At 76.0% G+C, this 26,478-nt stretch carries 2 protein-coding genes and 1 pseudogene; all 3 read right to left on the reverse strand.

Going from position 1 to position 26,478, the window contains the following annotated elements:
- Positions 1-1,224 (reverse strand): cytochrome P450, encoded by a 1,224-nt coding sequence (locus tag ABD343_RS03275; protein ID WP_344523714.1) that lies wholly within the window; start codon positions 1,222-1,224, stop codon positions 1-3.
- A complete protein-coding gene (gene fabD / locus ABD343_RS03280) occupies positions 1,221-4,478 on the reverse strand; it encodes an ACP S-malonyltransferase (protein ID WP_344523716.1) in 3,258 nt (1,085 codons plus the stop codon). The genes ABD343_RS03275 and fabD overlap by 4 nt, the downstream gene beginning before the upstream one ends.
- A pseudogene (locus ABD343_RS03285) lies at positions 4,475-26,452 on the reverse strand (amino acid adenylation domain-containing protein); the annotation flags it as partial. The pseudogene ABD343_RS03285 and the gene fabD, both read right to left, overlap by 4 nt.
- Positions 26,453-26,478 lie beyond the last annotated feature (26 nt).

The following is a 26,478-nucleotide window of genomic DNA, read 5'->3' on the forward strand; positions in this document are numbered from 1 at the left end:
TCACACCTCGACCGGGAGGTGGGCGAGGCCGCGCAGGCTGCGCAGGCCGTTCCACTCGATCTCGCCGGACATGCGCATGTCGGGGAAGCGGCGGACCAGTTCGCCGATCGCGAGGCGGCCCTCGATGCGGGAGAGCTGCGCGCCCAGGCAGTGGTGCATGCCGCTGCCGAACGAGAGCTGGCGCCGGGCCTTCTCCCGCCGCACGTCGAACTCCTCGGCGTCGGGCCCCCAGAACTCCTCGTCCCGGTTGGCCCCGGCCAGGTTGGCGAGGATGAAGGAGCCGGGCGGGATCACATGCCCGCCCACCTCGTACGGCTCCAGCGTCACGCGCCTGCTGGTGTGCACGGGCGGCTCGTAGCGCAGCATCTCCTCGACGGCGTTCGCCGTGAGGTCCGGCTCGGCGCGCAGCAGCGCGAACTGGTCCGGGTTGCGCAGCAGGGACAGGGCGCCGCCCGAGATCAGGTTGACGGTGGTCTCGTAGCCCGCGACGTAGAGCATGGTCACCTGGGCGACCAGTTCGTCGTGGGTGAGCTTGTCCCCGTCGCTCTCGGCGGCGATGAGGGCGGTCAGCAGATCGTCGGCGGGCTCCTTCCGCTTCCGCTGCACCGCGTCGCTGATCAGCTCGAAGACCTCGACGTCGGCCGCCTCGATGACCCGCATGACCTCCGGGTCGGTGGTCAGCTCGACGGAGCGCATCACCAGGCTGGTGAGCATCCGCAGATGCTTGGTGTCGATCGGCGGCATCCCCAGCATCCGCCCGATCACGGTGAACGGCAGCGGGAACGCGAGCAGTTCGACCAGGTCGCCCCCGCCCTCGGCGGCCACCCGGTCGAGGGCCTCGTCGACGAGGCCGTGGACCATCGGTTCGAGCGAGCTGATGGCGCGGGTGGTGAACGCCTTCTTGACCAGCTTCAGCAGCCGGTCGTGGTCCGGCGGGTCCAGGTCCAGCAGGGCCAGGCCCTTCAGCCGCGGCTTCTCGCTGACCCCCGCCCGCGCGTACGCGTCGCGGAACGGCCCCGGGGCGACGTGCCGCTGCTCCACGGACAGGTCCGAGCGCAGCAGGGCCGACACGTCGTCGTAGCGCGAGAGCATCCAGAAGCCGCCCGGGTGGTGGTGGACGGGCACCTCCCTGCGCAGCTCCGCGTAGTGCGGATAGGGATCCTCCATGAACTCCCTGGTGAACGGGTTGAAGATCACGGTCCGGTCCCGTGGCACGGTCGTCATCGAGCGCCTTCCTCCTTCTTCGCGTACGTCCGTCGCTCCGCCTCGAAGCCCCGCAGCCGGGCCGTGAGGTGTGCTGCCGCGCCCTCCATCAGGACGTCGGAGATGGCCTCGACCGTCCGGGCCCGCCAGGGGCCCAGCTCCGTTCCCGCGACGGCCTGGTTGAAGGCGCCCATCGCCGGTCCGCAGTGGACGAGGTAGTCGACCTTGGCGCTGCGCTCGCCGGTCACCGCGAGGCGGAAGCCCCGCGCGAAATAGCCGCGGAACAGCTCCGCCAGCTCGCCCTTCGGGTCGGCGCCGCCCGGCACCGGGGGCGCGGGGTGCCCGCCCGCGAGGTAGCGGCCGAGGACCTGCGCCCGGGTCTCCTCGTCGAGCGCGGCGTACGAGGCGTGTCCGCGCCACAGCTCGTGCAGCTTCTCCGCGCGGGCCGGGAAGAACAGCCCGCGCTTCAGATAGCGGGCCCGGCCGCCCAGCGCGAACAGGTCCTCGGAGGGGGCGGTGACGACGTCGTACTCCTGCGCCTCGTTCAGCAGGTCCTTGACGTGGTCGCTGGTGGCGGCCTCGACCGAGCACTGGTTGACCGAGCCGGTCATGACGAAGTCGGCGCCGAGGAGGAAGGCCGCGGCGGCCGACTCCGGGGTGCCGATCCCGCCCGCGCAGCCCACGTGCACCCGGTGGCCCGGCACGGCGGCGCGGTCCCGCAGCCGGAGCACCGCGGGCAGCAGCGTCATCAGGTCGGCGCCCTCGCACCGCCAGCCGCCGTCCGCCTCGACGCACAGGTCGTCGGCCATCGGACGGGACGCCGCCGCCTGCGCCTCGGCCTCCGTCACCGCGCCCGCCGCGCGCAGCCGCGCGACCAGCGGGCCCGGCGGCGGCGCGAGGAACGCGGCCGCTGCGTCCGTCCTGGACACCTTCGCCAGGATCCGGCCGCCCTTGAGCCGGAAGCGCACCAGGTCCTCGGTGACCAGCGGGAAGCCGGACGCCTCGACCAGGTCCACGCCGTGCCGCAGCAGCCGGTCGACGAGGGCCGCCTCCTGCCGCGGGTCGCCGTGCCGGTGCGGGAAGTTGACGCCGGTGGCAGCGCCGGGCTCCACCTCGCCGAGCTGCCGCTCGACCTCGTCCGGGGAGAGCCCGCCGGTCCCGAGGAAGCCCAGCAGCCCCGCCTTGCCGGTGGCGCGGAGCAGCTCGGGGCCGGAGATCCCGCCGTGCATCGAGCCCACGGCGTACGCGCGCCGCAGCCCGTACCGCTCGCGGAAGCCCGCCGCGCCGAGGCTGTCGGCGGTGACGGCCACGGGTCCGGGCACGGGCTCCGTCTCCGGTTCCTCCAGGGCCGGCTCCGGCTCCGGCTCCGGTTCCGGTTCCGGGGACGTCAGCGGCTCCGCCGTCGTCGTGATGCGGTCGACCAGCTTGGTGAGCACCCGGCCCGGGCCCAGCTCGGTGAACGCGAGGCCGCCCTCGCCCATCAGCGTCCGTACGACCCGGGTCCAGCGGACCGGCGAGGCGATCTGCGCCGTCAGCCGCTCCTTGACCGTCTCCCCCGTGTACGGCACGGCGTCGACGCCCGCCAGCACGGGGATCCGCGGCGCGCGCAGCGTGAAGCCGTCGAGGAACGGCGCGAACCGGTCGGCGACGCCGCGCATATAGCGGGAGTGCAGCGGCGCGCTGACGTGCAGCCGTACCGTACGGGCGCCCGCCGCCTCGAACGCGGCGCAGGCCGCGTCGATGCCCTCGGCGGGGCCGGAGACGACGAACTGGTCCGGGGCGTTGTGGTTGGCCAGGTCCAGGGAGGCCAGCGCGGGGTCGTCCAGCAGCCGCGCGACGGTCTCCTCGTCGACCCCGACGACCGCGGCCATGGACCCGCCGTCGGCCGCGGCCATCAGCTCGCCGCGCCGCAGCACCAGCCGCAGGCCCGTCGCGAAGTCGAAGACCCCGGCGGCGAAGAGCGCCGCGTACTCCCCGAGGCTGTGCCCGACGAGATAGTCCGGCGGCTCGGGGTCCCGGGCGATGTGGTCCAGGTACGACAGGGCGCTGACGACGTAGACCGCGGGCTGGGTGTACTCGGTGCGGGCCAGGAGGCGTTCGGGGTCCCGGACGCACAGCTCCTCGATCGAGTAGCCGAGCACCTCGTCGGCGAGCGCGGTCTCCTCGGGGAAGCGCGCGAACAGTTCCTTGCCCATGCCCCGGCGCTGCGAGCCCTGCCCGGGGAAGCCGTAGACCTTCACCTGACGGGACTCCTGGGCGGCGTCGTCCATGACCGGGTCCTTCCGTCGTGGCGTACTCCCCGTACGTGGCGTACGGGGAGCGCGGGCACGGACCGCTTCGAGGAGGTCGGTGTCCTTCTCGAACTGGCTGAGCAGCGGCAGCGACTCCGTGCCCGAGCCCTCGGGGGCGAGCTGGCGGAGGAAGTTGTGCAGGGTCCCCGCGGGCCCGAGGTCCAGCCAGAGGTGGTCGCCCCGCTCCAGCAGGCCCGTGGCGGCGCGCTCGAACTCGATGGGCCGCCGGGCGACGCGCCGGAAGTGCTCGGGGGTGACGTCGCCGACCGTCTCCCCGTCCACGCAGGACACCCAGGGGATGCGGGGCGGCGCGAGCGTCACGCCGTCGAAGGTGGAGCGGCAGGAGTCGAGGGCCTCGTCCATCAGGCGGGAGTGGAAGGCGTACTCGACCGGCAGCCGTACGTGCAGCACGTTCGCGTCGCGCAGCGCCGACTCGGCGCGGGCCAGGTCCTCCTCCGGGCCCGAGACGACGAAGCTGCCGGGGTAGTTGTGCGCGGCCATCTCGCACACCCGCAGCTCGGGCACGCGGTCGAGCACGTCGAGCGTGGTGAGCACGGCGAGCATGCCGCCGGGCGCGCTCGCGCCCACCAGCTCGGCCTGGCGCACCAGCAGCCGCAGGCAGTCGGCCGCGTCGAGGCTGCCGGAGACGACGGCCGCCGCGTACTCGCCGAGGCTGCAGCCGAGCACGAGGTCCGGCTCGATGCCCTCGGCACGCAGCGTCTCCGTCAGCGCCAGCTCGATCATCACGATGCCCGGGTGCGTGATCCGGGTGTCGAGCAGCGGATGGTTCCGCGGCTTCGCCGGGTCGAAGATCCGGGCGAGCACGGACTCCCCCAGTGCCTCCCCGGCGACCTCGTCGTAGCGGTCCAGCGCCTCGCGGAACACCGCGTTGGCGTCGTACAGCTCCTTGCCCATGCCGTAGTACTGCGAGCCCTGCCCGGAGTACGCGAAGACGACGGGGCGCTCCGTCCCGGCCGCGCTCATCGGTACGTGTCCCAGAACAGGCCGGCGGCCGGTGCGGCGGGCGCGGGAGCGGACTCCGCGGCGGCGGACTCCGGGGCGGCGGCGGGGTCAGTGGTTCCTCGGATGACGATCCTCCGGTTCAGCGTGGGTTCCGGCAGCGGCGCCCTCGTGGCGGGCGAGGCCCCGTCGGCGGGCGCGGGGGCGAGCAGGACGTGGGCGTTGGTGCCGCCGTCGGCGAAGCAGTTGAGCGCGGCGAGCGCGCTCCTCCCCGGCCACGGCCGGGCCTCCCGGGGGAAGTCCAGCGGCGAGGCGGCCATGTCGAAGTGGTCCAGCGGCTCCTGGCCCGAGCCGAACGGCACCTGCTCGCCGTGGTGCAGCATCAGGACGACCTTGATGAACGCGGCGATGCCCTCGGCCGCCAGCGGGTGGCCGATGTTCGGCTTGACCGAGCCGAGCGAGACCGCGCGGTCCGCGCCCGCCCCGGCGCCGTAGACCGCCTGCACGGCCTTGAGTTCGAGCAGGTCGGTGACGGCGGATCCGGAGCCGTTGGCCTCGACCCAGCCGATGTCCTCGGCGCTGAGGCCGCTCGCCTCCAGCGCGTCGGCCATCACCTGCTTCTGCGCGTCCAGGTTCGGGGTCGCGGGGCCCGCCGTACGGCCGTCGTTGTTGATCGCGATGCCCTTGAGGACGGCCAGCACCCGGTCCCCGTCGGCCCGCGCCCGCTCCAGGGGCTTGAGGACGACGGCGCCCGCGCCCTCTCCGAGGACGAGCCCGGAGGCCCTGCGGTCGAAGAGGTGGAAGGCGGGGCCGGCGCCGAGCAGGCCGCGCTGGGCGAAGAGCTGGTGCGCGCGGTCGTCGGCGAGCAGGTTCACCCCGGCGACCACCGCGGACTCGACGCTGCCCGCGCGCAGGGCCTGCGCGGCCATGTCCATCGCCACGAGCGCAGAGGAGCAGGCCGTGTCGACGACGATGCCGGGGCCGCGGAAGTCGAAGAACTGGGAGATGTTCGCGGACAGGTAGTTCTGCCCGGTGACCATGACGGGGTTCTTCGCGCGGTCCACGAGCGCGTCGTCCGGCGTACGGGTCGCCCGCCCGCCGACGTACACCCCGACGCGGCGCCCCTTCAGCTCCTCCGGCCGGTAACCCGCGTGGTGCACGGCCCGGCTGACCTCTTCGAGGAGCAGCAGCGCCTGCGGGTCCATGGCCGCGACGTCTGCCTCGGAGAGCAGGAACGCCTCGGGGTCGAAGCGCAGTTCGTCCGGCAGCAGCCCGGCGTGGTAGCCGTCGAGCCCCCCGAACCGGTCGGCGGGCAGCGGACGCAGCGCGGTACGGCCCTGCCGGAGCAGATCCCAGAACGCGTCCGCCGACGCGGCCCCCGGGAACCGGCAGGACAGCCCGACGACCGCGATGTCCCCGGCGGGCGCGGCGGAAACGGCGGGCGCGGCGGCCGTAGTCACTGCACGGGCGGTGGTCTCCGCCCGTACGGCCTCGGGGGCGGAAACCGCCGGTCCGCCGAAGACGGCGCGCAGCTCGTCCGGGCACTCCTCGGCGAGGTGCGCCGCGAACTCGTCGGCCGTCGGGTACTCCAGCAGCGCCGACGGGTCGAGCGACACGTCGAGCTGCTTGCCCAAGGTCTGCACGAGCTGGGTGACGAGGATCGAGTCGATGCCGAAGTCCTGGACGGGCACGTTCGTCGCGAGCCGCGCCCGGTCGAACCGCAGCTCCAGCGCGAGCCGGTCGAGCAGCCACGAGGCCACGGCGTCCCGCGCCCCCCGGAGTTCCGGGTCACCGTCCGCGCCCGTCGGTGTCTTCTCCGACGTCGGCGTCGGCGTCGGTGCCGCCGTCTCCAGGCGGCGGGCCGTGAGCGGCCCGGGGCTCCAGCCGTCCGCGTCCGGGCGTACGAGCGCGGGCAGGACGACGCGCTCGCCGGAGGCCAGCGCGCGGTCGAGGAGCGCGAGGCCCTCCGCGTCGGGCAGCGCGGCCAGTCCGGACGCGCGGTAGGCGGCGCTGCGGACCTCGCCCATGCCGGTGTCCCGCCAGCTCGGCCAGCGGACGCTGACGAGCGGCAGCGCGTACGGGCGGGCCGCGGCGACCTCGTCCAGGTAGGCGTTGGCCAGCGCGTAGTCGCTCTGGCCGACGGCGAGCGCGGGGACGGCGGCCGTCACCGAGGAGTACAGCGCGAAGAAGCTCAGCGGCTCGTCGCGGAAGCAGGCGAGCAGCGCGTCGAGGCCGGAGACCTTCGGCCCGACGACCCGTTCCACGCCCTCGGGCGTCTTGCGGACGAAGGCCGGGTTCTCCTCGTCGGTCGCCCCGGCGCAGTGCACGACCGCGCCGACCGGTCCGAGCGTGCGCCTGACCCCGGCCAGGGCCCTGGTGAGCGCGTCCGCGTCGTCCAGGGGGACGGCGAGGACCTCCAGCTCGACGCCCTGGTCGGCGAGTTCGGCGAGGGGCTTCAGCTTGCGGGCGAGCGCCGTGTCCCCGTCGAGGAGCGCGGGCCACTCCGCGCGCGGGGGCAGCTCCTCGCGCCCGGTGAGCACGAGCTTGCGCACGCCGTGCCGCGCGACGAAGTGGCGGGCGGTCAGCAGGCCGAGGCCGCGCGTGCCGCCGGTCACCCAGAGCACGTGCCCGTCGGGGACGCGGGGCGTAAGGGCGTCCTCCCGCCGCGGAAGTTCGCGCAGCACGGCCCGGTGGCGTACGCCGCCCTCGCGGTAGGAGACCTCGGGCTCCTCGCCGTCGAGGGCGAGTTCGTCGGCGATCCGCGCGCACGCCTGCTCGTCGGCGCAGGCGCCGAGGTCCGCGTGGCGGGAGCGCAGGTGCCGGTACTCGCTCTGCAGCATGCGGTACAGCCCCACCCGGGCCGCGCCCCCGTGGCCGCCTCCGGCCCCGGGCCGCGACGCCAGCAGCACGCGCAGGTCCCGCGCGCCCCGGTCGACCACGTGCTGGAGCCAGCGCAGCCAGGTGCCGAGCGCCCGGCGGTCGACGGGCGACGCGCTCCCGGCGCACCCCGCGAGGTCCACCACGGCGTCGAACCGTTCCCACCGGGTGCCGGGGGCCGCCAGCTCCTCCTCCATCCGCCCGGACGTGAGCAGCTCGGCCTCCGGCAGCGAGGCCGCCACCCGCGCCGCCAGCGCCTCGGTCCCGGGCGCGACGAGCACGGCGGTACGCCCGGGCAGCGGGCGCCTCGCCGGCGGGTCGGCGGGGACCCAGTCGGAGACGAGGAGGACCCCGGAGCGCGACGCCTCGCCGGACGCGGCAAGGACGACGTCCCGCCCCACGCCGGACAGGCCATCGCCGCCGGACGCGGCGGGCACGCCGGAACCGGCGGCGGTCGCCGCCAGGAGCCCGGTGCCGAGCCCGGCCCCCGGGCCGGTATCGGCGGCGGACGCCGCGCCGGGCGCCGTGCCGCCGACGGCGGCAGAAGGCTCGGCGTGCTGCGCGGAGCGCTCCAGCGCCGCGAGTTCCGCGTCCGCCGCCGCGAGCCAGACGCGGTCGCCGAGGAACGGGTAGCCCGGCAGCGGGACGCGGGACGGGCGGGGGGCGGCGTGCAGGGCGGGCCAGTCGATCACCTGGCCCGCCGTCCAGGCCTCGGCGCAGGACGCGGGGTCGGGGTGCGGGTGCTCGCCCCGGGTGGGCCTGCGGGGATCGACGACGCCGGTCCAGGTGCCGGCGGGGGCGGCCCCCGCGGCGTACTCGTCCAGGAGCGCGGCCAGCCCGTGCAGGGTGTCGAAGCGGACCGCGAGCCGGTGCGCCATGGCCTCGCGCCCGGTCTGGAGCGTCCACGCGACGTCGCGCGGCGCGAACTCGGCTCCCTCGGCACGCAGATGCGCGGCGAGACGGCGTGCCTGCTCGGTCAGCCGGTCGGCGTCGCGCGCGGACAGCACGGCGAGCTGCGGCCCGGACGGGCCCGCCGGAGCCGCCGGAGCGGCGGGGGCGGCGACGGGGGGCTCCTGGAGGATCACGTGCGCGTTGGTGCCGCCCGCGCCGAACGAGCTGACGCCCGCCGTCCTCGGCAGCTCCGTGCCGTCCGCACGCAGGCGGCGCGGCCAGGGTGCCGCCTCCCGCTGGACCTCGAACGGGGTCGCGTCGAAGTCGATGTTCCCGTTCAGCTCGTCGGCGTGCAGCGACGGCGCGAACTCCCCGTGCCGCATCTGGAGCAGCAGCTTGGTGACCGCCGCGATCCCGGCCGCCGACTCGGCGTGCCCGATGCCGGACTTGACCGAGCCGATGGGCAGCCGGTCCGGCACGTCGCCGTCGAACGCGCGCAGCAGGCCGGTGATCTCGACGGGGTCGCCGAGGGCCGTGCCGGTGCCGTGCGCCTCGATGTAGTCGAGGTCGGCCGGGCGCAGCCCGGCCCGGTCCAGCGCGGTCCGCACGAGGTCGCCCTGGGCCTTGGGGCTGGGCACGTTGAAGCCCCGCCCCGTGCCGCCGTGGTTGACGGCGCTGGACCTGACGACAGCCAGCACCCGGTCCCCGTCGGCGCGCGCCGCGTCGAGCCGCTTGAGCAGCACGGCGCCGGAGCCCTCCGAGGGGACGTAGCCCGTGCCGCCCTCGCCGAAGCTGCGGCAGCGGCCGTCCTCGGAGAGGAAGCCGCGCCACGCGAGCTGGAGGTACTTCGCGGGGTGCGTGGAGATGTTGACGCCGCCCGCGACGGCCGTCTCGCAGTCGCCGTCGCGGATGGCCTGGCACGCCTGGTGGATGGCGACCAGCGCGGAGGAGCACATCGTGTCCAGGGCGACGCTGGGGCCCGTGAAGTCGAAGAAGTACGAGACCCGGTTGGCCACCGAGGCGTACGAGGAGTGCGGCGGCAGCCCCTCGCCCCGCAGCGCCTCCTGGACACCGTAGAGCTGGTACTGGCCGTACATCATCCCCGCGAACACGCCCGTACGGGAGCCGCGCAGGCTCTCGCGGGTGTACCCGGCGTCCTCCAGCAGGTGCCAGACGGTCTCCAGGAAGACCCGCTCCTGGGGGTCCGTGTGCTCGGCCTCGATCTGCGACATCCGGAAGAAGAGCGGGTCGAACCGGTCGGCGCCGCGCAGGAATCCGCCCCACTTGCCGTACGTCTTGCCGGTGGCGTTCTTGTCCGCGTCGTAGAACCGGTCGTGGTTCCAGCGGTCGGCGGGGATCTCCTCGATGGCGTCCACGCCCGCGCGCAGGTTGCGCCAGAACTCGTCCACGTCGTCGGCCCGGGGATAGCGTCCCGCGACGCCGATGATCGCGATCTCGTCGCCGCCGCGCTCCTCCCCGGTCTCCGGCTCCACGACGGCGGTCACGGACGGGGCCGGTTCCACGACGGCGGGCGCGGCGGCACCCGTCTCCGCGAACGCGTCCGGGTGCGCCCCGGCCAGGTGGTCGATCAGCTCCTCGGCCGTCACGTACTCGAAGAGCAGCGTCTTCGACAGCGGGCCGCAGCGCTGCTCCAGCCGCTGGGTGACGCTCATGGTGATGAGCGAGTCCACGCCGTAGTGGTCGAAGGACTCGGTGAGGTCGATGTCGGCCTCGGGGAGCTTGAGTTCCTCCGCGAGGATCTGGAGCACGAGCCGCTCGGCCCGCTCCCGCACGCCGCCGCCCGCCGGCTCCGGGGCGGCGGCGGAGGGGGAGGCCGCCGGGGCGGTGTGCGCGGACCTGCCGTCGAGCGCGGTGAGGATGCGGGCGGGGTCGCCGGGCGCGAGCAGCAGCCTCGGGGCCGTACCGGCGAGGGCCCGTTCCAGGGCCTCCAGCGCGGGCGCGGTGCGCAGCGGGCGCATGCCGAGCACCCGGTCCACGTACTCCTGCGCGGCGGGCGCGATCCGCATCGCGCCGTCGGCCCAGACCGGCCAGGCGGCGGCGAACGTACGGCCGTGCCGCTCGCCCAGGAGCCGGGCCTCCTCGCGGCGTTCGGCGAAGTGGTCGAGGAAGGCGTTGGCGAACGCGTAGGGGATCTGGCCCGCGTTCCCGAACGCGGCGGCGGCCGAGGAGAACGTCACGAAGTAGTCGAGCGCGTCCTCCCGCGTCGCCTCGTCCAGCAGCACCGTCCCGTGCACCTTGGCCGCGAGCACGGCCTCGGCGGCGGCGCGGTCCATGCGCTGGAGCAGCCCGTCGCCGAGCACCCCGGCGGCGTGCAGGACGCCGGAGACCGCGCCGTGCGCCGTACGGGCGTCAGCGAGCAGCGCGCGTACGGCCGCGCCGTCGGCCACGTCGGCGCGGACGATCCGGGCGCCGACGGCCTCGGCGCGGTCGCGGGCCTCGGGCCCCGGCTCGCTCCGGGAGACGAGCACGATGCCGCCCCGGGCCGTCCCGGCCTCGGACCGTACGCGCGCGATGTGCTCGGCGAGCAGCAGGCCCAGCGCGCCGGTGCCGCCGGTGATCACATGGGCGCCCTCGCCCGTGAACGCCGAGCCGCCGGGTGCCGGGACGGCGGACGGGAGGCCCGCCTCGCGCCAGGACCGGCGCGACCTGCCCGCCGCGTCGATCCGGACCTCGGGCTCGCCCGGGGCGCCGAGTTCGGCGGCCACGGCGTCCGGGAGGGAGCCGGAGGCGACGGTCAGCACGCCGAAGTCGATCGCCGGGTGCTCCAGCCGTACGGAGCGGGCGAAGGCGGCCATGGCCGGGTGGGCCGGGGAGGCGGCCGGTTCCTGGAGCGCGTAGAGGTAGCGCAGGGCGCCGCGCCGCTGCCGCTGCCACTCCTGGAGGAAGGCGACGGCGGTGTGGAACCCGTGCTCGACGGCCCCGCCCGGGTCCTCGCCGGGACCGGCCAGGTGCACGACGTGGGTGGGGGCGGCGTCGCCGTGCAGCACCGTGCCGGGGTCGAAGTCCGCGCCGAGCGCGACCCGCCGGGCCGTGGCGCCCGCGGCGGTCAGCGCGGCGCACACGGCGTCGCCCTCGGAGGCGCCGGAGCCCTCGGAGGCGCCGGAGCCCTCGGAGGAGCCGGAGCCGCCGGAGGCCGCGTCGAGGACGAGGACGTTCCCCGTCAGCGCGTCACGCGCGGCGGGCGCGGGCTGCCAGTACGGCTCGAAGCCCCGCACCGCGTCCCCCGCCTGCTCCGCCTGGTCCGCGTGCTCCGTCCGGCCCGCCTGGTCCGTCGGCACCTCGCGCAGCGTGAACGCGTCCAGCGACACGACCGGTTCGCCGGTGCGGTCCAGCAGCGTCACGTCGTAGCAGAGCGTCCCCGGCGCGGCCGGGCGCGCGGAGGGCGTGGCGTACGCGTACATCTGCGAGGGCAGCGCCGCGTGGATCCGGACCGCGCCCAGCGCGTACGGCAGGTACGGCAGCGGGCGCGCGGAGTCGTCGGCGCCGGACGCGAGCATGCCCGCCGTCTGCAGCGCCGCGTCGAGCAGCGAGGGGTGCAGGACGTACGCGTCCGCGTCCCCCGTCCGCTCCACGGGCAGCCGCAGCGCCGCCAGCGCCTCGTCCTCGCCCAGGGCCAGTTCGTCGATCACCTGGAACGCGGGGCCGTAGTCGAGGCCCCGCCGGGAGAAGAGCGCGTAGCAGCTCGCGCCGGTACGCACGTCCGCGCAGCGGCGCCGTACGGACGCGACGTCGGTACGGGCCGGACGCGCCCCGGACTCGCCGAACAGCAAGGTGCCGCGCGCGTGTCCGCGTGCGCCGCCCTCCGCGCTGTGCACCTCGAAGGGCACATCGCCGTCGCGTGCGGCGTCGAGGCGGACGGTCAGCCGCCGTTCCCCGGCGCCCTCGGGCAGCCGCACGGGCGCGGCCCACACCAGGCCCTCGACGCCGCGTACGGGCGAGGAGGCGGTGAGGTCGCCCGCGAGCCGGGCCATCTCCAGGTACACGACACCGGGCAGCACGGGATCGCCGCCCACGACGTGGTCGCGGAGGAAGAACTCCCCGCCGGTCAGCGTCTTCTCGAAGACCCGCTCGCCGCCCTCGGAGACGGTGGCCCTGTCGAGCAGCGTCGGGTGCGGGCGCGGCTCCTCGACGGCCGCCGCCCGTTCCGGCGTGAACCAGTGCCGGGTACGGGCGAAGGGGTAGCCGGGCAGATGGACGCGGCGGCGGCTGGTGCCCTCGTGCAGCGGCTCCCAGTCGACCTCGGCGCCCGTCAGCCACGCGTCCACGGCGGCGTCGAGGCCGTCGCGACTCGCGGTGAGGCCCTCGGGGGCGCTGCGCGCGGCCCGTCCCGTACGGACCGCCGAGGGGCGGCCGTCCAGGTGCGCGGCCAGCTCGGACCGCAGCCCCGCGACGCCGTCCGTGACGACGGCGAGCCGGTGGGCCATCGGCTCGCGGCCCGTCTGGAGCGTGTACGCGAGCGCGCCCGCGGGGACGTCGTCCCGGGTCTCCAGGTGGTCGGCGAGCCGTCGCGCCGCGCTGCGCAGCGCCTCGGGGGTACGGGCCGAGAGCACGTACGCCTGCTCCGTGCTCCCCTCCTCACGGGCGTCCGGCATCTGTGACTCCTCCAGCACGATGTGCGCGTTGGCCCCGCCGAAGCCGAAGGAGCTGACCCCGGCGCGGCGCGGCGTCTCGCGCCCGTCGGCGTCGCGCCTCCGCGGCCAGTCCCGGGCGGTGGCGGCCACCTCGAACGGGCCGCCGTCCAGCTCCAGATACGGGTTCTGTTCCTGGAAGTGCAGGCTGGCGGGGATGGTGCCGTGCCGCAGCGCGAGCACGGCCTTGAACAGCCCGGCGATGCCCGCTGCGGCCTCCAGGTGGCCGATGTTGGTCTTGACCGAGCCGATGGCGCAGCCGGGAGAAGCGGCGTCCGTGCCGCCCGTCCCGTCCGTGCCGCGCTCCGCGCGCAGCCGCCGGAAGGCGGCCGACAGCCCGGCGGTCTCGATCGGGTCGCCCAGCGCGGTGCCGGTGCCGTGCGTCTCGATGTAGCCGACGGTCTCCGGCAGGACGCCGGCCGTGCGGTACGCGTCGACCAGCAGGTCCGCCTGCGCGTCCGGGTTGGGCGCGGTGAGCGAGGTGGTCCGGCCGCCGTGGTTGGCCACGGCCGCCTTGATCACGGCGTGCGGGGCGTCGCCGTCGCGCGCCGCCCGCTCCGCGGGCTTGAGCAGGACGACGCCGACGCCCTCGCCGCGCACATAGCCGTCGGCCCGGCTGTCGAACGCCTTGCAGCGGCCGTCGGGGCTGAGCATCTCGCCCTGGCCCAGGACCTCGTAGACGGACGGGGTGAGGATGAGGTTCACGCCGCCCGCGAGCGCGAGGTCGCAGGTGCCGTCCTGGAGCGCGGCGCACGCCTGGTGGACGGCGGTCAGCGAGCCCGAGCAGGCCGTGTCCACGGCCATGCTGGGGCCGCGCAGGTCCAGCAGGTACGAGACCCGGTTCGGGATCATCGACAGCGCGGAGCCGGTCGCGGTGTGCGCCTGCGGGCCGTTGCCCGCGGCCCGCTGCGCCTCCAGGTAGTCGTTGTTGGCGACGCCGACGAAGACCCCGACGCGCTTGCCCGCGAGGTCGGACGGGCGGTAGCCCGCGTCCTCGACGGCCGACCAGACCGCTTCGAGCAGCAGCCGCTGCTGCGGGTCCATCAGCTCGGCCTCCCGGGGGGAGATCCCGAAGAAGGCCGCGTCGAACCGGTCCACGTCGTCCAGGAACCCGCCCCGGTGGGGGCGGCCGTCCGAAGTGCCGCGCCCCTCCCAGCGGCCCTCGGGAACCTCCCGGACGAGATCGTCCCCGGCGGCCAAGTGCTCCCAGAACTCCGCCAGGTCCTCCGAGCCCGGCAGCCGCCCGGCCATCCCGACGACGGCGATGTCGCCGCCGCCCTCGGGCCGTACGGCCGGGGCCGTGGCCCGTACCGCAACGTCCTGCGCCTCGGTGGCCTGGGCCTCGGTGACCGGCGCCTCCGTGGCCTGGGCCGCCGTGCCGAACCGTGCGGTCAGCTCCGCCGGGAACCGGTCCCACAGGTGCTCGGCCAGCGCCTGGAGAGTGCCCCGGCGGTAGAAGAGCGTGGGGTAGACCTCGATGCCGTAGTCGGCGCGCAGCGCGGCGCTGAGCGCGGTGAAGCCCACCGAGTTCATCCCCGCCTCGCCGAGGGGGGTGTGCGCGCCGATCTCCTCGGCGGGTACGCCCGCCAGCCGCGCGACGTGGGCGGCCAGTTCGGCCCGCAGCGCCCCCACGCGGCCGGAGCCGCCCGTGGTCGGCGCCGGGGCCTCCGGCTGTCCGGCACCGGCGTCGGCGTCGGCGGAGTCGCCGAAGCGGGCGCGGATTTCGGCGAGCGGCAGCGTGGCCAGGGTGGTCCGGTCGACCTTCTCGTTGAGCGTGTGCGGGAAGCCGGTGACCGGGATCAGCACGTCCGGGAGCATGTAAGCGGGCAGCCAGTCCGCGAGGCGCTCGCGGTCCGGGTCGGCGCCGCCGTCGTCCCGTACGTAGCAGGCCAGCAGCGAACGGTCGCCGCCGCCCCGGCCGCGCGCCACCACCACGGCGTCGCGGACGCCGTCCAGGCGGCGCAGCGCCGCCTCGATCTCCTCCAGCTCCACGCGGTGGCCGCGCACCTTGACCTGCGAGTCGATCCGGCCCAGGTGCTCGATCCGCCCGTCGCCGAGCCGCCGCACGAGGTCGCCCGTGCGGTACATCCGCGCGTCGGCGCCGGGGGACGCGGCGAACGGGTCGGCCAGGAAGCGCTCGGCCGTCAGCTCGGGGTGCCCCGGGTAGCCCTCGGCCACCCCGTGGCCGCCGATGTACAGCTCGCCGGGCACCCCGGCGGGGACCGGCCTGCGGGCGCTGTCGAGCACGTACAGCGCGGTGTTGGCGATCGGCTCGCCGATCGTGACCCGCTCGCCGGGGGCGAGGCGGCACGCCGCCGACCAGATGGTCGTCTCGGTGGGCCCGTAGAGGTTCCACACCGCGCCGTTGCCCGCGAGGAGCCGCTCCGCCAGGTCGGCGGGGAGCGCCTCGCCGCCGCACAGCACCGTGAGGCCGGGGTCGCCCCGCCAGCCCGCGGCGAGCAGCATGCTCCAGGTCGCGGGCGTCGCCTGGACGACCGTGGGCGCGCTCCGCTCGACGGCCTCGCGCAGCCGTATGCCGTCCTGGGCGACCTCGGTCGGCAGGATCTCGACGGTGCCGCCGGTGATCAGCGGCAGGTACAGCTCCAGGCCCGAGATGTCGAAGCAGGCCGTGGTGAGCGCCAGCAGCGTGTCCCGGGGCCCGAAGCCGGGCTCGCGGGCCATCGACCAGAGGAAGTTGGTCAGCGCGCGGTGCGGGACGGCCACGCCCTTGGGCCTGCCGGTCGAGCCGGAGGTGTAGATGACGTACGCGGTGTCCGAGGGCCCGGAGGCGCCCGGCGACGGCGCCGCGGGCGGCTCGCTCCCGGAGCCGGGGACCATCCGCGGCACCGTGCCGCCGCAGTCGGCATCCACGGCCGGGTGCGTGAGCAGCAGGTGCAGCCCGGCGTCCTCGGCCATGTACGCGAGCCGCTCCTCCGGGTACGCCGGGTCGAGCGGGACGTACGTGCCCCCGGCGGCCTGCACCGCGAGCAGCGCCACGGGCAGTCCGGCGTCGCGCGGGAGCAGGACGCCGACCGTGCGGCCCCTGCCGACCCCGGCGGTGCGCAGCCGGTCGGCGAGCGCCTCCACCCGCTCGCGCAGCTCGCCGTAGGTGAGTTCGCCGTTCTCGTCGCGGACGGCGACCGCGCGGGGCCGGGCCTCGGCCTGGCTCCGGACCAGGTCCCAGACGAGCTTGTCGGCCGGGTAGTCGGCGGGCGCGGGCGCCTCGGTCGCGGCGCGCTCGGCGGGCGTCAGCAGGTCGAGGGCGCCGACGGCGGTGCCGGGGGCCGCGACGGCGGAGGCGAGCAGCGTGACGAAGTGCGCGCCGAGCCGCTCGACCGTGTCCGCGTCGAAGAGGTCGGGGTCGTACTTGAGCGTGTAGCGGCAGCCCTCGGGGCTGTCGACGAGGTCGAGGGTGAGCGGGAACTCGCCCTCCTGGTGCACGCCTTCGACCCGGTCGCCGACGAGGCCGTCGGTGCGGATGTCGCGGACCCAGTTGTGGAAGTAGAACGCGACGTCGAAGAGCGCGCCCCCGGCTCCCGCACCGCCCGGGCCGCCCGCACCACCGTGCGCCTCGCGGCGCAGGTCCTCGGTGAGCGTGAGCAGCGGGTACGCGCTGTGCTCCAGCGCGCCCAGCACCGTGCGGTGGAGCCGGCGGACCAGCTCGCGGAAGGGCTCGTCGCCCTCGACCCGGTCCGCGACGACGACCATGTTCATGAAATAGCCGAGCACGTCGTCGTAGCCGCTCGCCGGGCGGTTCGCGGTCGGGGTGCCGACGGCGATGTCGGCCTGGTCGCTGTAGCGGTGCAGCAGCGCGAAGAAGCTCGCGAGCATGACGCTGGAGAGCGAGGTGCGCTCCCCCGAGGCCAGCGCGCGGGCCCGCTCGGAGACCTCGGCGGGCACGCGGCCCTCGACGCTGGCGCCCCGGAACCCGGGCACCGCCGGGCGAGGCCGGTCCAGCGGCAGCGGCACGGCCGTCTCCCGGCCGCGCAGCCGCTCGGTCCAGTAGGCGCGCAGCCGCTCGCCCGTGGGCCCGTCGAGCAGCTCGCGCTGCTCCCGCGCGTGGTCGGCGAACGTACGCTCCGGGCGCACGCCCGGCAGCGGGCGGCCCTCGCGCAGCGCGCGGTAGCCGCTGTCGATCTCCTCCAGCAGCAGCGGGATCGACACCCCGTCGAGCACCAGGTGGTGGACGTCCAGCAGCAGGGCCTGCCTGCCGTCGCCGAGGCTGTAGAGCGTGGCGCGCACGAGCGGCCCGTCCGTCAGGTCGAAGGGCTCGCGCATGTCGGCACGCAGCCGCGCGCGCAGGTCGTCGTCGGAGACGGTGGTGAGGAAGACCTGCCGGAAGGGGAGTTCGGGCCCGGCCGCGATACGGACGTACGGCCGGTCGTCCTCCGTACGGACCGTCGCGCGCAGCTCCTCGTGCCGGTCCAGCAGGTCCTGGAGGACGACGCGCAGGGCGAGCACGTCCACGCCCGGGTCGAGCCAGAAGGCGAGCGGCAGGTTGTAGGCGTGGTTGCCGGGCGCGATCTGCTCGATCACCCACAGGGCCCGCTGCCCCTCGGTCATCGGATGCGTGGACGCCTCCGCGTCCGTGGCGTCCGTACGGGGACGCAGCACGCGGCGTGCCTCGTCCGCGGCCGTGGAGGCCACGACGGGGGCCGACACCACGGGCGCGGGCTGCACGGTCGCGGCGGGAACGGCCGTGGCGGGAACGGCCGTGGCGGGGGTCTCCGCCGCCGCGTCGGCGAGCCAGTCCGAGGTGAGGTGGACGGTGAGTTCGCGCAGCGTCGGGCGTTCGAAGAACTCGTCCAGCGGCACCGCGACGCCGAACTCCTCGTCCACGGCGGACACGATCCGCAGTCCGCTCAGCGAGTCGAAGCCGTAGTCCCCCAGCGAGCGGTCCGGGTCGATCGGCTCGTCCAGCTTGAGGATCCGCTCCAGCAGCTCGCGCAGCCGCTCCTGCACCCCCGCGCCGGAGGCGGCCGTCTCAGGGGCGGCCGTCACCGCGGCGGGCACGGCGGCGGGCGCGGGGCCGGGTACGGCCGCCGGTGCGGGCGCCGCGCACTCCGCGACGAGGACCCGCTGCCCCAGATCGGCCGCGTCCGCGCCGAGCGCCTCGGCCCCGACGTACCCCTCCTCCCGGAGGAGCCGCGTCCAGACCTCCGGCGGGGCCAGCGGGGCGCCGTGGACGCGCAGTTCGCTGTCCTCGAAGGCCCACCATCCCTCCATGACGCCGCCGCCGACGGTGAGGTACGGGCGGATGGTGGTCAGCTCGTTGAGCACCAGCAGGCCGCCGGGCCGGAGGAGTTCCCCGATCTTGCGCAGCGTGGCGCGCAGGTTCCGGGTCGCGTGCACGACGTTGGTGGCGATCACCACGTCGGCCGAGCCCGGCGCGACGCCCTGCTCGGACAGCTCGCGCTCCAGGTTGAGCAGCTCGAAGCCGACGTACGGGTGCCCGGCGGCGAAGCGCTCGCGGCCGTGCTCCAGGAAGCGGGGCGAGATGTCGGTGAACGTGTAGCCGACGCGGTCGGCGTGGCCGTCCAGCACGGGCAGCACGCTCTCGGTCGTCGCGCCCGTTCCCGCGCCCAGCTCCACGATCCGGACCTTCTCGCCGTCCGCGAGGAGCGGCAGCCGGGCCTCGGTGCGGCGCAGGACGCGGTCGGCGACGAGCCCGTTGAAGAAGTCGGTGAGCGGATTGCCCTTGTACAGGTCCCGCACCAGCTCCATCGACGCGTCGGGGAACATGACCTCGGTCCCGACGAGTTCGGCGCGCAGCAGCCGGGGATACGCGTGCAGGAACGCGCGGTTGAGCGCGGCGGTCGGCGCGACGTCCGGGCAGTCCCGCACGGCGCGGTCGAACGCGGCCTCCCAGTCGTCCGCGCGGACGGCCTCGGCCGTGGCGGTGACCTCGTCGCCGTCGCGCGTCAGATAGCCCGCGTCCACGAGCAAGCCGAGCAGCGCCCGGTGCAGCCGGGCGAACTTGTCCCTGATCCCGAGCCTGCCGCGCAGCTCCTCGGCCTCGTGCCGCTCCCCCGGCTCCAGGAAGGCGCCCATGCTCCGGTAGGCGGCGAGCACCCCGGCGACCGAGGCGGCGTCGAGCGCCGCGTACCCGTCGAGGACGCGCGCGACGCCGGGATCGACACCGGGCGCGGCACCGGACGAGGAGACGGCGGCGGAGGCCTCGGCAGCGGTCGCGGCAGCGGCGTGCGGCTGCGGGATCCAGCAGTGCTTACGGGCGAACGGGTAGCCCGGCAGCTCGATCCGGCGGGCCCCCGCCGGGGTGATCCGGGCCCACTCGACCTCGGCCCCGGCCAGCCAGTGCCCGGCGACCGCCGCCAGGTCCCGTGCGGCCAGCGCCTCGTCCAGGGCACGGGCCTCGTCCGCGCCGGGCCGCGTGCCCAGGCGGGTGACCTGTCCCGTACGCACCTCGTCGGTGGCGCGGCCCCCGGCGTACGCCTCCAGCGCCGGTACGGCCTCGGCGAGCGAACCGACGGTCAGGGCGAGCCGGAACTCGTAGGCGGTACGGCCCGACTGGAGGGTGTGCGCGACGTCGGCGAGCCGCAGCCCGGGATCGACGGCGACCTCGTCACCGGCGGCGGACGGCATCAGGGGCGCCACGGCCTCGGCGACGGCGCCGAGGGTGTCGGCGGCCGTGGCCGCGGGGGGCAGCTCCGCGCCCAGCTCCTCGGCGAGCGAGGCGAAGTAGCGGGCGCGCTCGGCCAGTCCGAAGCCGCAGTCGACCAGGTCGTCGGCGAGGCCGAGGGAGTCGAGGGGCACATCGGCGAGGTCGGCGGCGAGCCGCAGGCAGAGCCGCCCGGCCTCCTCCCGCGCCCCGTCCGCCGCCGTCTCCGCCGCCGAACCCGTCCCCGGCCCCGTCGCCGTCTCCGTCGGGGATTCCGCTCGCAGCCGGGCCGCGAGGTCGGCCGCGCGGGCCCGGAGGCGGTCCTCGGTCTTCGCGGAGAGGACCAGGACCTGCTCCTGTCCGTCGTCCACGGGCTCCGGCACCTCGGCCGGCACGTACTCCTCCAGCGTCACGCAGGCGTTGGCGCCGCCCGCGCCGAAGGAGCTGACGAGGGCGCGGCGGGGCAGCTCCTGCCGCTCCCAGGGCGCCAGCTCCTGCTGCACGGCGAACGGGGTGGCGCCGAAGTCGATCTCCGGGTTGGGGCGTTCGGAGTGCAGGGACGGCGCGAGCTTCCCGTGCCGGAACTGGAGCAGCACCTTCGTCAGGCCCGCGATGCCCGCCGCGGCCTCCAGGTGGCCGATGTTGGTCTTCACGGAGCCGAGCGCCACGGGCGGCAGCCCGGCGCCCCGCTCCTCGCCGCCGCCGAACACCTCGACCAGACCCGCGATCTCGATGGGGTCGCCCAGGTGGGTGCCGGTGCCGTGGGCCTCGACGTAGCCGATGGTGCCGGGCGCGAACCCGGCGCGGGTCAGCGCCCCGCGCACCACCTCGGCCTGCGCCGACGCCTTCGGGACCGTGTAACCGCCCGCGTCCCCGCCCGCGTTGACGGCGGAGCCGCGGATGACGCCGAGCACCCGGTCGCCGTCGGCGACCGCCGCCGCGAGCGGCTTGAGCAGCACGGCCCCGACGCCCTCGCCGTCCACGAAGCCGTCCGCGTCCGCGCCGAACGCCTTGAGGCGGTCGTCCCGCGAGAGCATCCCGGCCCACGAGAGGCTGCGCAGGTGGTGCGGGTGCAGGATCAGGTTGACGCCGCCCGCGAGCGCCGCGGCGCACTCGCCGGAGCGGATGCTCTGGCACGCCAGGTGGAGCGCGGTCAGCGAGGCCGAGCAGGCGGTGTCCACCGCGAGGCTCGGGCCGGTGAAGTCGAAGAACGACGAGACGCGGTTGGCGACCGACCAGTGGTGGGAGTGCGCGTCGTTCGGGACGCCGAGCGCGTTCGCCTCGCCGCCGATCCACGCGTAGTCGTTGCTCATCACCCCGGCGAAGACCCCGACCGGGCCCTGCGCCGCGAGCCGGGCCGCCGGGTAACCGGCGTCCTCCAGGGTCGCCGCGGCGGTCTCCAGGAACAGCCGCTCCTGGGGGTCCATCGCCTCCGCCTCGGCGGGCGAGATGTGGAAGAAGAGCGGGTCGAACGCGGCCACGTCGTCCAGGAAGCCCGCCCACTTGCTGTACGAGCCCCGGGTGCCGCTCGGGTCGTGGTGCGCGTCCGCGTCCCAGCGGTCGGCGGGGACCTCGCGGATGCCGTGCCGGCCCGCGGCGAGGTTCTCCCACAGGCGGCCGACCGTACCGGCCTGCGGATAGCGGCCCGCGACGCCGACGATCGCGATGCCGTCGTCCACGGCGTCCACGGCGTCCCCGACGGGCGTGGTGGGCTCGGCGGAGGCCTCGGCGGGCCGCCGTCCGGCGCCGGACAGCCGTCCCGCGAGGTAGTCCGTCAGCCGCCTCGGCGTGCGGTGCTCGAAGACCATCGTCGCGGGCAGCCGCAGCCGGGTGCGGGCGGCGAGCCTGTTGCGCAGCTCCAGCGCGCTGAGGGAGGTGAAGCCGAGCCGGTGGAAGTCGGCGTCGGGGTCGATGTCGTCGGCCGAGGCGTGCCCGAGCGCCGCCGCGACCTCGCGCATCACCAGGTCACCGGCGAAGCGCTCGCGTTCGGCGCCGGACATCCCCTGGAGCCCGTCGCCCGCCGGGGCGCCGGGCGCGGCCCCCCGTACGGCCGGGACGGCCCCTGCCGTACGGGCGGGGCGCCGGCGGCGTGCCGGGGCGAGCGTCCGGAACAGGTGCGGGACGGAGCCCTCCCCGTCGTCGAGCGCCGTGGGGTCCAGCCGGGCCGGGAGCAGGTGGGCGCGGCCGTCGCCGCGCGCGGCGTCGAGCGCCGCGTCGAGCAGCGCGAGCCCTTCCTCGGCCGCCATCGGCCGTACGCCCGCGCCCGCCAGCCGCGCCAGGTCGGCCGCGTCGAGGCCGCCGGTGAGCGCGCTGCGCTCGGCCCACAGGCCCCAGCCCAGCGACAGCGCGGGCAGGCCCTCGGCGCGGCGGTGGTGGGCGAGCGCGTCGAGCGCGGCGTTCGCCGCCGCGTAGTTGCCCTGGCCCGCGGTGCCGAGCGTGGCGGCGACCGAGGAGAAGAGCACGAAGGCGGACAGGTCCGCGTCCCGCGTGAGTTCGTGGAGGTGCCGGGCGCCGTCGGCCTTCGCCGCCAGCACCGTGTCCAGCCGCTCCGGGGTGAGCGAGCCGATCACGCCGTCGTCCAGCGTCCCGGCGGCGTGCACGACGGCGCGCAGCGGGCGGTCGCCGGGAACGGAGGCGAGGAGCGCGGCGAGCGCGTCGCGGTCGGCGACGTCGCACGCGGCGGACCTCGCCGTCACGCCGTCCGCCGTCAGCTCCTCGGCGAGTCCCGGCGCCCCGGAGCGGCTCACCAGCAGCAGGTGCCGCACGCCGTGCGCGGCCACCAGGTGCCGGGCCACCAGCCCGCCCAGCGTGCCGGAGGCCCCGGTGACCAGCACGGTGCCGTCGGCGGGGAACGCGGGACCGGCCGGCTCCTCCGGCTCCTCCGGCTCCTCCGATTCCCCGGGCAGCGTCGCCCGTACGAGACGGGGAGCGCTTATCTCCCCGTCTCGCACCAGCAGTTCGGGCTCGCCGGTCGCGAGCAGGGCGGGCAGCGCCGCGTCCAGTCCGTCCGGGTCGTCGGTGCCGACGAGCACGATCCGGCCGGGGTTCTCGGTCCGCGCGGAGCGTACGAGGCCCCGGACGGCGGCGGAGGCGGGGTCCGCCCCGGCGTCACCGGTCACCACGACGAGTCGCCCGTCGCCCTCCTCGTCCTCGGCCAGCCAGGCCTGGAGCCGTCCGAGCACGTCGGCCGTCGCGGCCCGGATCCGCTCGCCCGTGTCGCCCTCGGCGTCGGGGCAGCGCAGCACCGTGACACCCGTGAGGTCCGAGCCCTCGATGTCGGCCCCGGCGTCGGCCCGGACGGGCACCCAGTCCAGCGCGAACAGCGCGTCGCCGCCCGCGAGGGCCCGGCGCGCGGCGCTCAGCGGGCGCAGCGTCAGGGAGTCGGCGGCCAGGACGCCGCGCCCGGTGGCGTCGGTGATCCGCAGGGAGACAGAGCCGTCCTCCAGCAGCGAGACACGCGCCCGCAGGCCCGTCGGCTCCGCCGCCGCGTCCGCGTCCAGCCACCGCACCCCGCTCCAGGAGAACGGCAGCGCGGGCTCGGTCTCCAGGTCGAGCGCGGCGTGCAGCGCCGCGTCGAGCAGCGCGGGGCGTACGGGCTCGGGCAGCGCCACCTCGGCGTACAGGTCGTAGCCGTGCCGCCACAGGGCCCGCAGGCCCCGGAAACCGGGCCCGTACTCCAGGCCGCGTGCCGCCAGGTCCTCGTACCAGGTGGAGAGGTCGGCCTCTTCGGCGCCGGGGGGCGGCCAGGCGGCCAGGTCCGCGTCGTCCGCGTCGTCCGCCTCGGGGCCCGCGGGCCCGCCGAGCGCGCCGGTCGCGTGCAGCTCCCACGCCGCGTCGGACCCGGCCTCGCGGGCGTACACCCGCAACGGCCGCTGCCCGTCGCCGTCCCCGGCGGGCCCGACGAGGACCTGGACCTCGGTCTCGCCCCGCTCTGGCACGAACACGGGTGCCAGCAGCGACAGTTCCTCCACCGTGTCCAGACCGCCGTCCGGACCGCCGCTCGGGCCGCCGTCCAGGCTGCCGCAGGCCGTTCCCGCCTGGAACGCCATCTCCAGCAGCGCCGTCCCCGGCACCACGACGCGGCCCCGTACGCGGTGCCCGGCGAGCCAGGGGTGGCTGCGCAGGGAGAGGCGTCCGGTGAGCACCGTGCCCTCGCCGTCGGCGAGTTCGACGGGGGCGCCCAGCAGCGGCGCGGGAGCCGCCAGCCAGTACGGCGTCCGCGCGAAGGCGTAGGTCGGCAGGTCCACGGCGCGGGCGCCGGTGCCGTCGAAGGCGTGCGTCCAGTCGACCGCGACGCCGTGCGCGTGGAGCCGCGCCATCGACAGCAGGAAACGCCGGACCGCGTCCTCCTCGCGCCGCAGCGTGTCCGCCACGACGACGCCCCCGGCCGGGATCCCGTTCTGCGCGCCGTCCGGCGCGTCGTTCAGCGCGTCGACGGTGTCCTCGACCGCCGTGGTCAGCAGCGGGTGCGCGCTGACCTCCACGAACAGCCCGAACCCGGCGCCGACCAGGGCCCGTACGGTCTCCTCGAAGCGCACCGGCTCCCGCAGATTCCGGTACCAGTACGCGGTGTCCAGCTCCGTGCCGTCGAGCGGGCCCGCCGTCACGGTCGACCAGAACGGCACCTCCGTACGGCGCGGAGCCACTCCGGCGAGGACCCCGGCCAGCTCCTCCTCCAGGGCCTCCACGTGCGCGGAGTGCGCGGAGAAGTCCACGCCGGGCACGTTCCAGCGCATCACCCCGGACTTGGACAGCACGACCCCGAACTCCCGCAGCGCGTCCGGGTCCCCGGAGACGACGACGGTGTTCGGGCCGTTCACCGCGGCGACGGAGATCCGGTCGCCGAAGGGCTCGATCCGCTCCCGCACCCACTCCTGGGAGGCGACGACCGACAGCATCCCGCCGGTGCCGCTGAGGGCCCGCAGGGCGCGGCTGCGCAGCGCGGAGATCCGCGCGCCGTCCTCCAGGGACAGCGCCCCGGCCACGCAGGCGGCGGCGATCTCGCCCTGCGAGTGGCCCACCACGGCGGACGGCGCCAGTCCGGCGGCGCGCCACGCCTCGGCCAGCGCGACCATGACGGCCCACAGCGCGGGCTGCACCACGTCCACTTCGGCGAGCGCGTCCTCGTCGTCGAGGACGTCGGTCAGCGACCAGTCGACGTGCGCGCTCAGCAGCCGCTCGCACTCCTCCAGCCGCGCGGCGAACGCCGGGGACGCGGCGCGCAGTTCCCGCGCCATCCCGGCCCACTGCGCGCCCTGGCCGGGGAACACCCACACGGCGCCGGCCTCGGGGACCACGTGCCCCTCGACCACGCGCGCCAGCGGCTCGCCCCCGGCCAGCGCCGCGAGGCCCTCCACGAGTTCGGCCCGGTCCCCGGCGACGACCACGCCCCGGTGGTCCAGCGCCGTCCGGGTCGTCACCGTGGAGTACCCCAGCTCCGCCGGGCGTACGTCCGCGTCGGCCTCGACGTGCTCCAGCAGCCGCGCGGCCTGGGCGCGCAGCGCCGCGCCGGTCGCGCCGGAGACGACGACGGGCACGGGCCCGGCGGGCGCGGCGGACGCGTCGGGCCCGTCGCCGGAACCGTCGTCGGAACCGGGGTCCTCCAGGGGCGGCTGCTCGACGATCACGTGCGCGTTGGTGCCGCTCGCGCCGAAGGCCGAGACCCCGGCCCGGCGCGGCCGCCCCTCGCCGTGCTCCGGCCACTCGCGCCGCTCGGTGAGGAGTTCGACGGCCCCGGACGACCAGTCCACGTGCCGCGAGGGCTCCTCGGCGTGCAGGGTCCTGGGCAGGACGCCGTGCCGCAGGGCCGTCACCATCTTGATCACGCCGCCGACCCCGGCCGCCGCCTGGGCGTGGCCGATGTTCGACTTGAGCGAGCCCAGCCACAGCGGCTCCGTACGGTCGCGGCCGTACGTCGCCAGCAGGGCCTGCGCCTCGATCGGGTCGCCGAGGACGGTGCCGGTGCCGTGCGCCTCGACCGCGTCCACGTCGGCGGGCGCCAGCCCGGCCGCGGCGAGCGCCTGCGTGATCACCCGTTCCTGGGCGGGGCCGTTGGGCGCGGTGAGGCCGCTGGAGGCGCCGTCCTGGTTGACGGCGGAGCCGCGCAGCACGGCCAGCACCCGGTGGCCGTTGGCGCGGGCGTCGGAGAGCCGTTCGAGGACGAGCATGCCCACGCCCTCGGCCCAGCCCGTGCCGTCGGCCGCGTCCGAGAACGCCTTGCACCGGCCGTCCGGCGAGAGGGCGCGCTGGCGCGCGTACTCCACGAACGTCCTCGGCGTGGACATCACGGCCACGCCGCCCGCGAGCGCGAGCGAGCACTCCCCGGCGCGCAGCGCCTGCGCGGCCAGGTGCAGGGATACCAGCGACGACGAGCACGCGGTGTCCACCGACACCGCCGGGCCCTCCAGCCCGAGCGTGTACGCGACGCGGCCCGAGGCCACGCTCGGCAGGCTCCCGGTGAACAGGTGGCCCTCGTAGCCGCCCGTGTCGTGCCCCAGCCGCGTCCCGTAGTCGCTGTACATCACCCCGGCGAAGACCCCGGTGGCGCTGCCGCGCAGCGAGCCGGGGGCGATACGGGCGTGCTCCAGCGCCTCCCACGACGCCTGGAGCAGCAGCCGCTGCTGCGGGTCGGTCACCAGCGCGTCCTTCGGGGACATGCCGAAGAAGGCCGGGTCGAACTCGGCGGCGTCGTGCAGGAATCCGCCCTGCCGCGTGTAGCTGGTGCCGGGGCGCTCGCCCTCGGGGTCGTAGAGCCCGTCGAGGTCCCAGCCCCGGTCCACGGGGAAGCCGGAGACGGCGTCCACGCCGTCGGCGACCAGCCGGTACAGCTCCTCGGGCGAGGTCACGCCGCCGGGGAAGCGGCAGGCCATGCCGACGATCGCGAGCGGCTCCCGGCCCTCCTGGCCCGCGGACTCCAGCGCGTCCAGCTTCTGCCGCGTGTGGCGCAGTTCGCTGGTCACCCGCTTCAGATATCCGAGCAGCTTCTCGT

Origin of the sequence: Streptomyces albiaxialis (genome assembly GCF_039530985.1) — a bacterium.
Lineage (GTDB): Bacteria > Actinomycetota > Actinomycetes > Streptomycetales > Streptomycetaceae > Streptomyces > Streptomyces albiaxialis.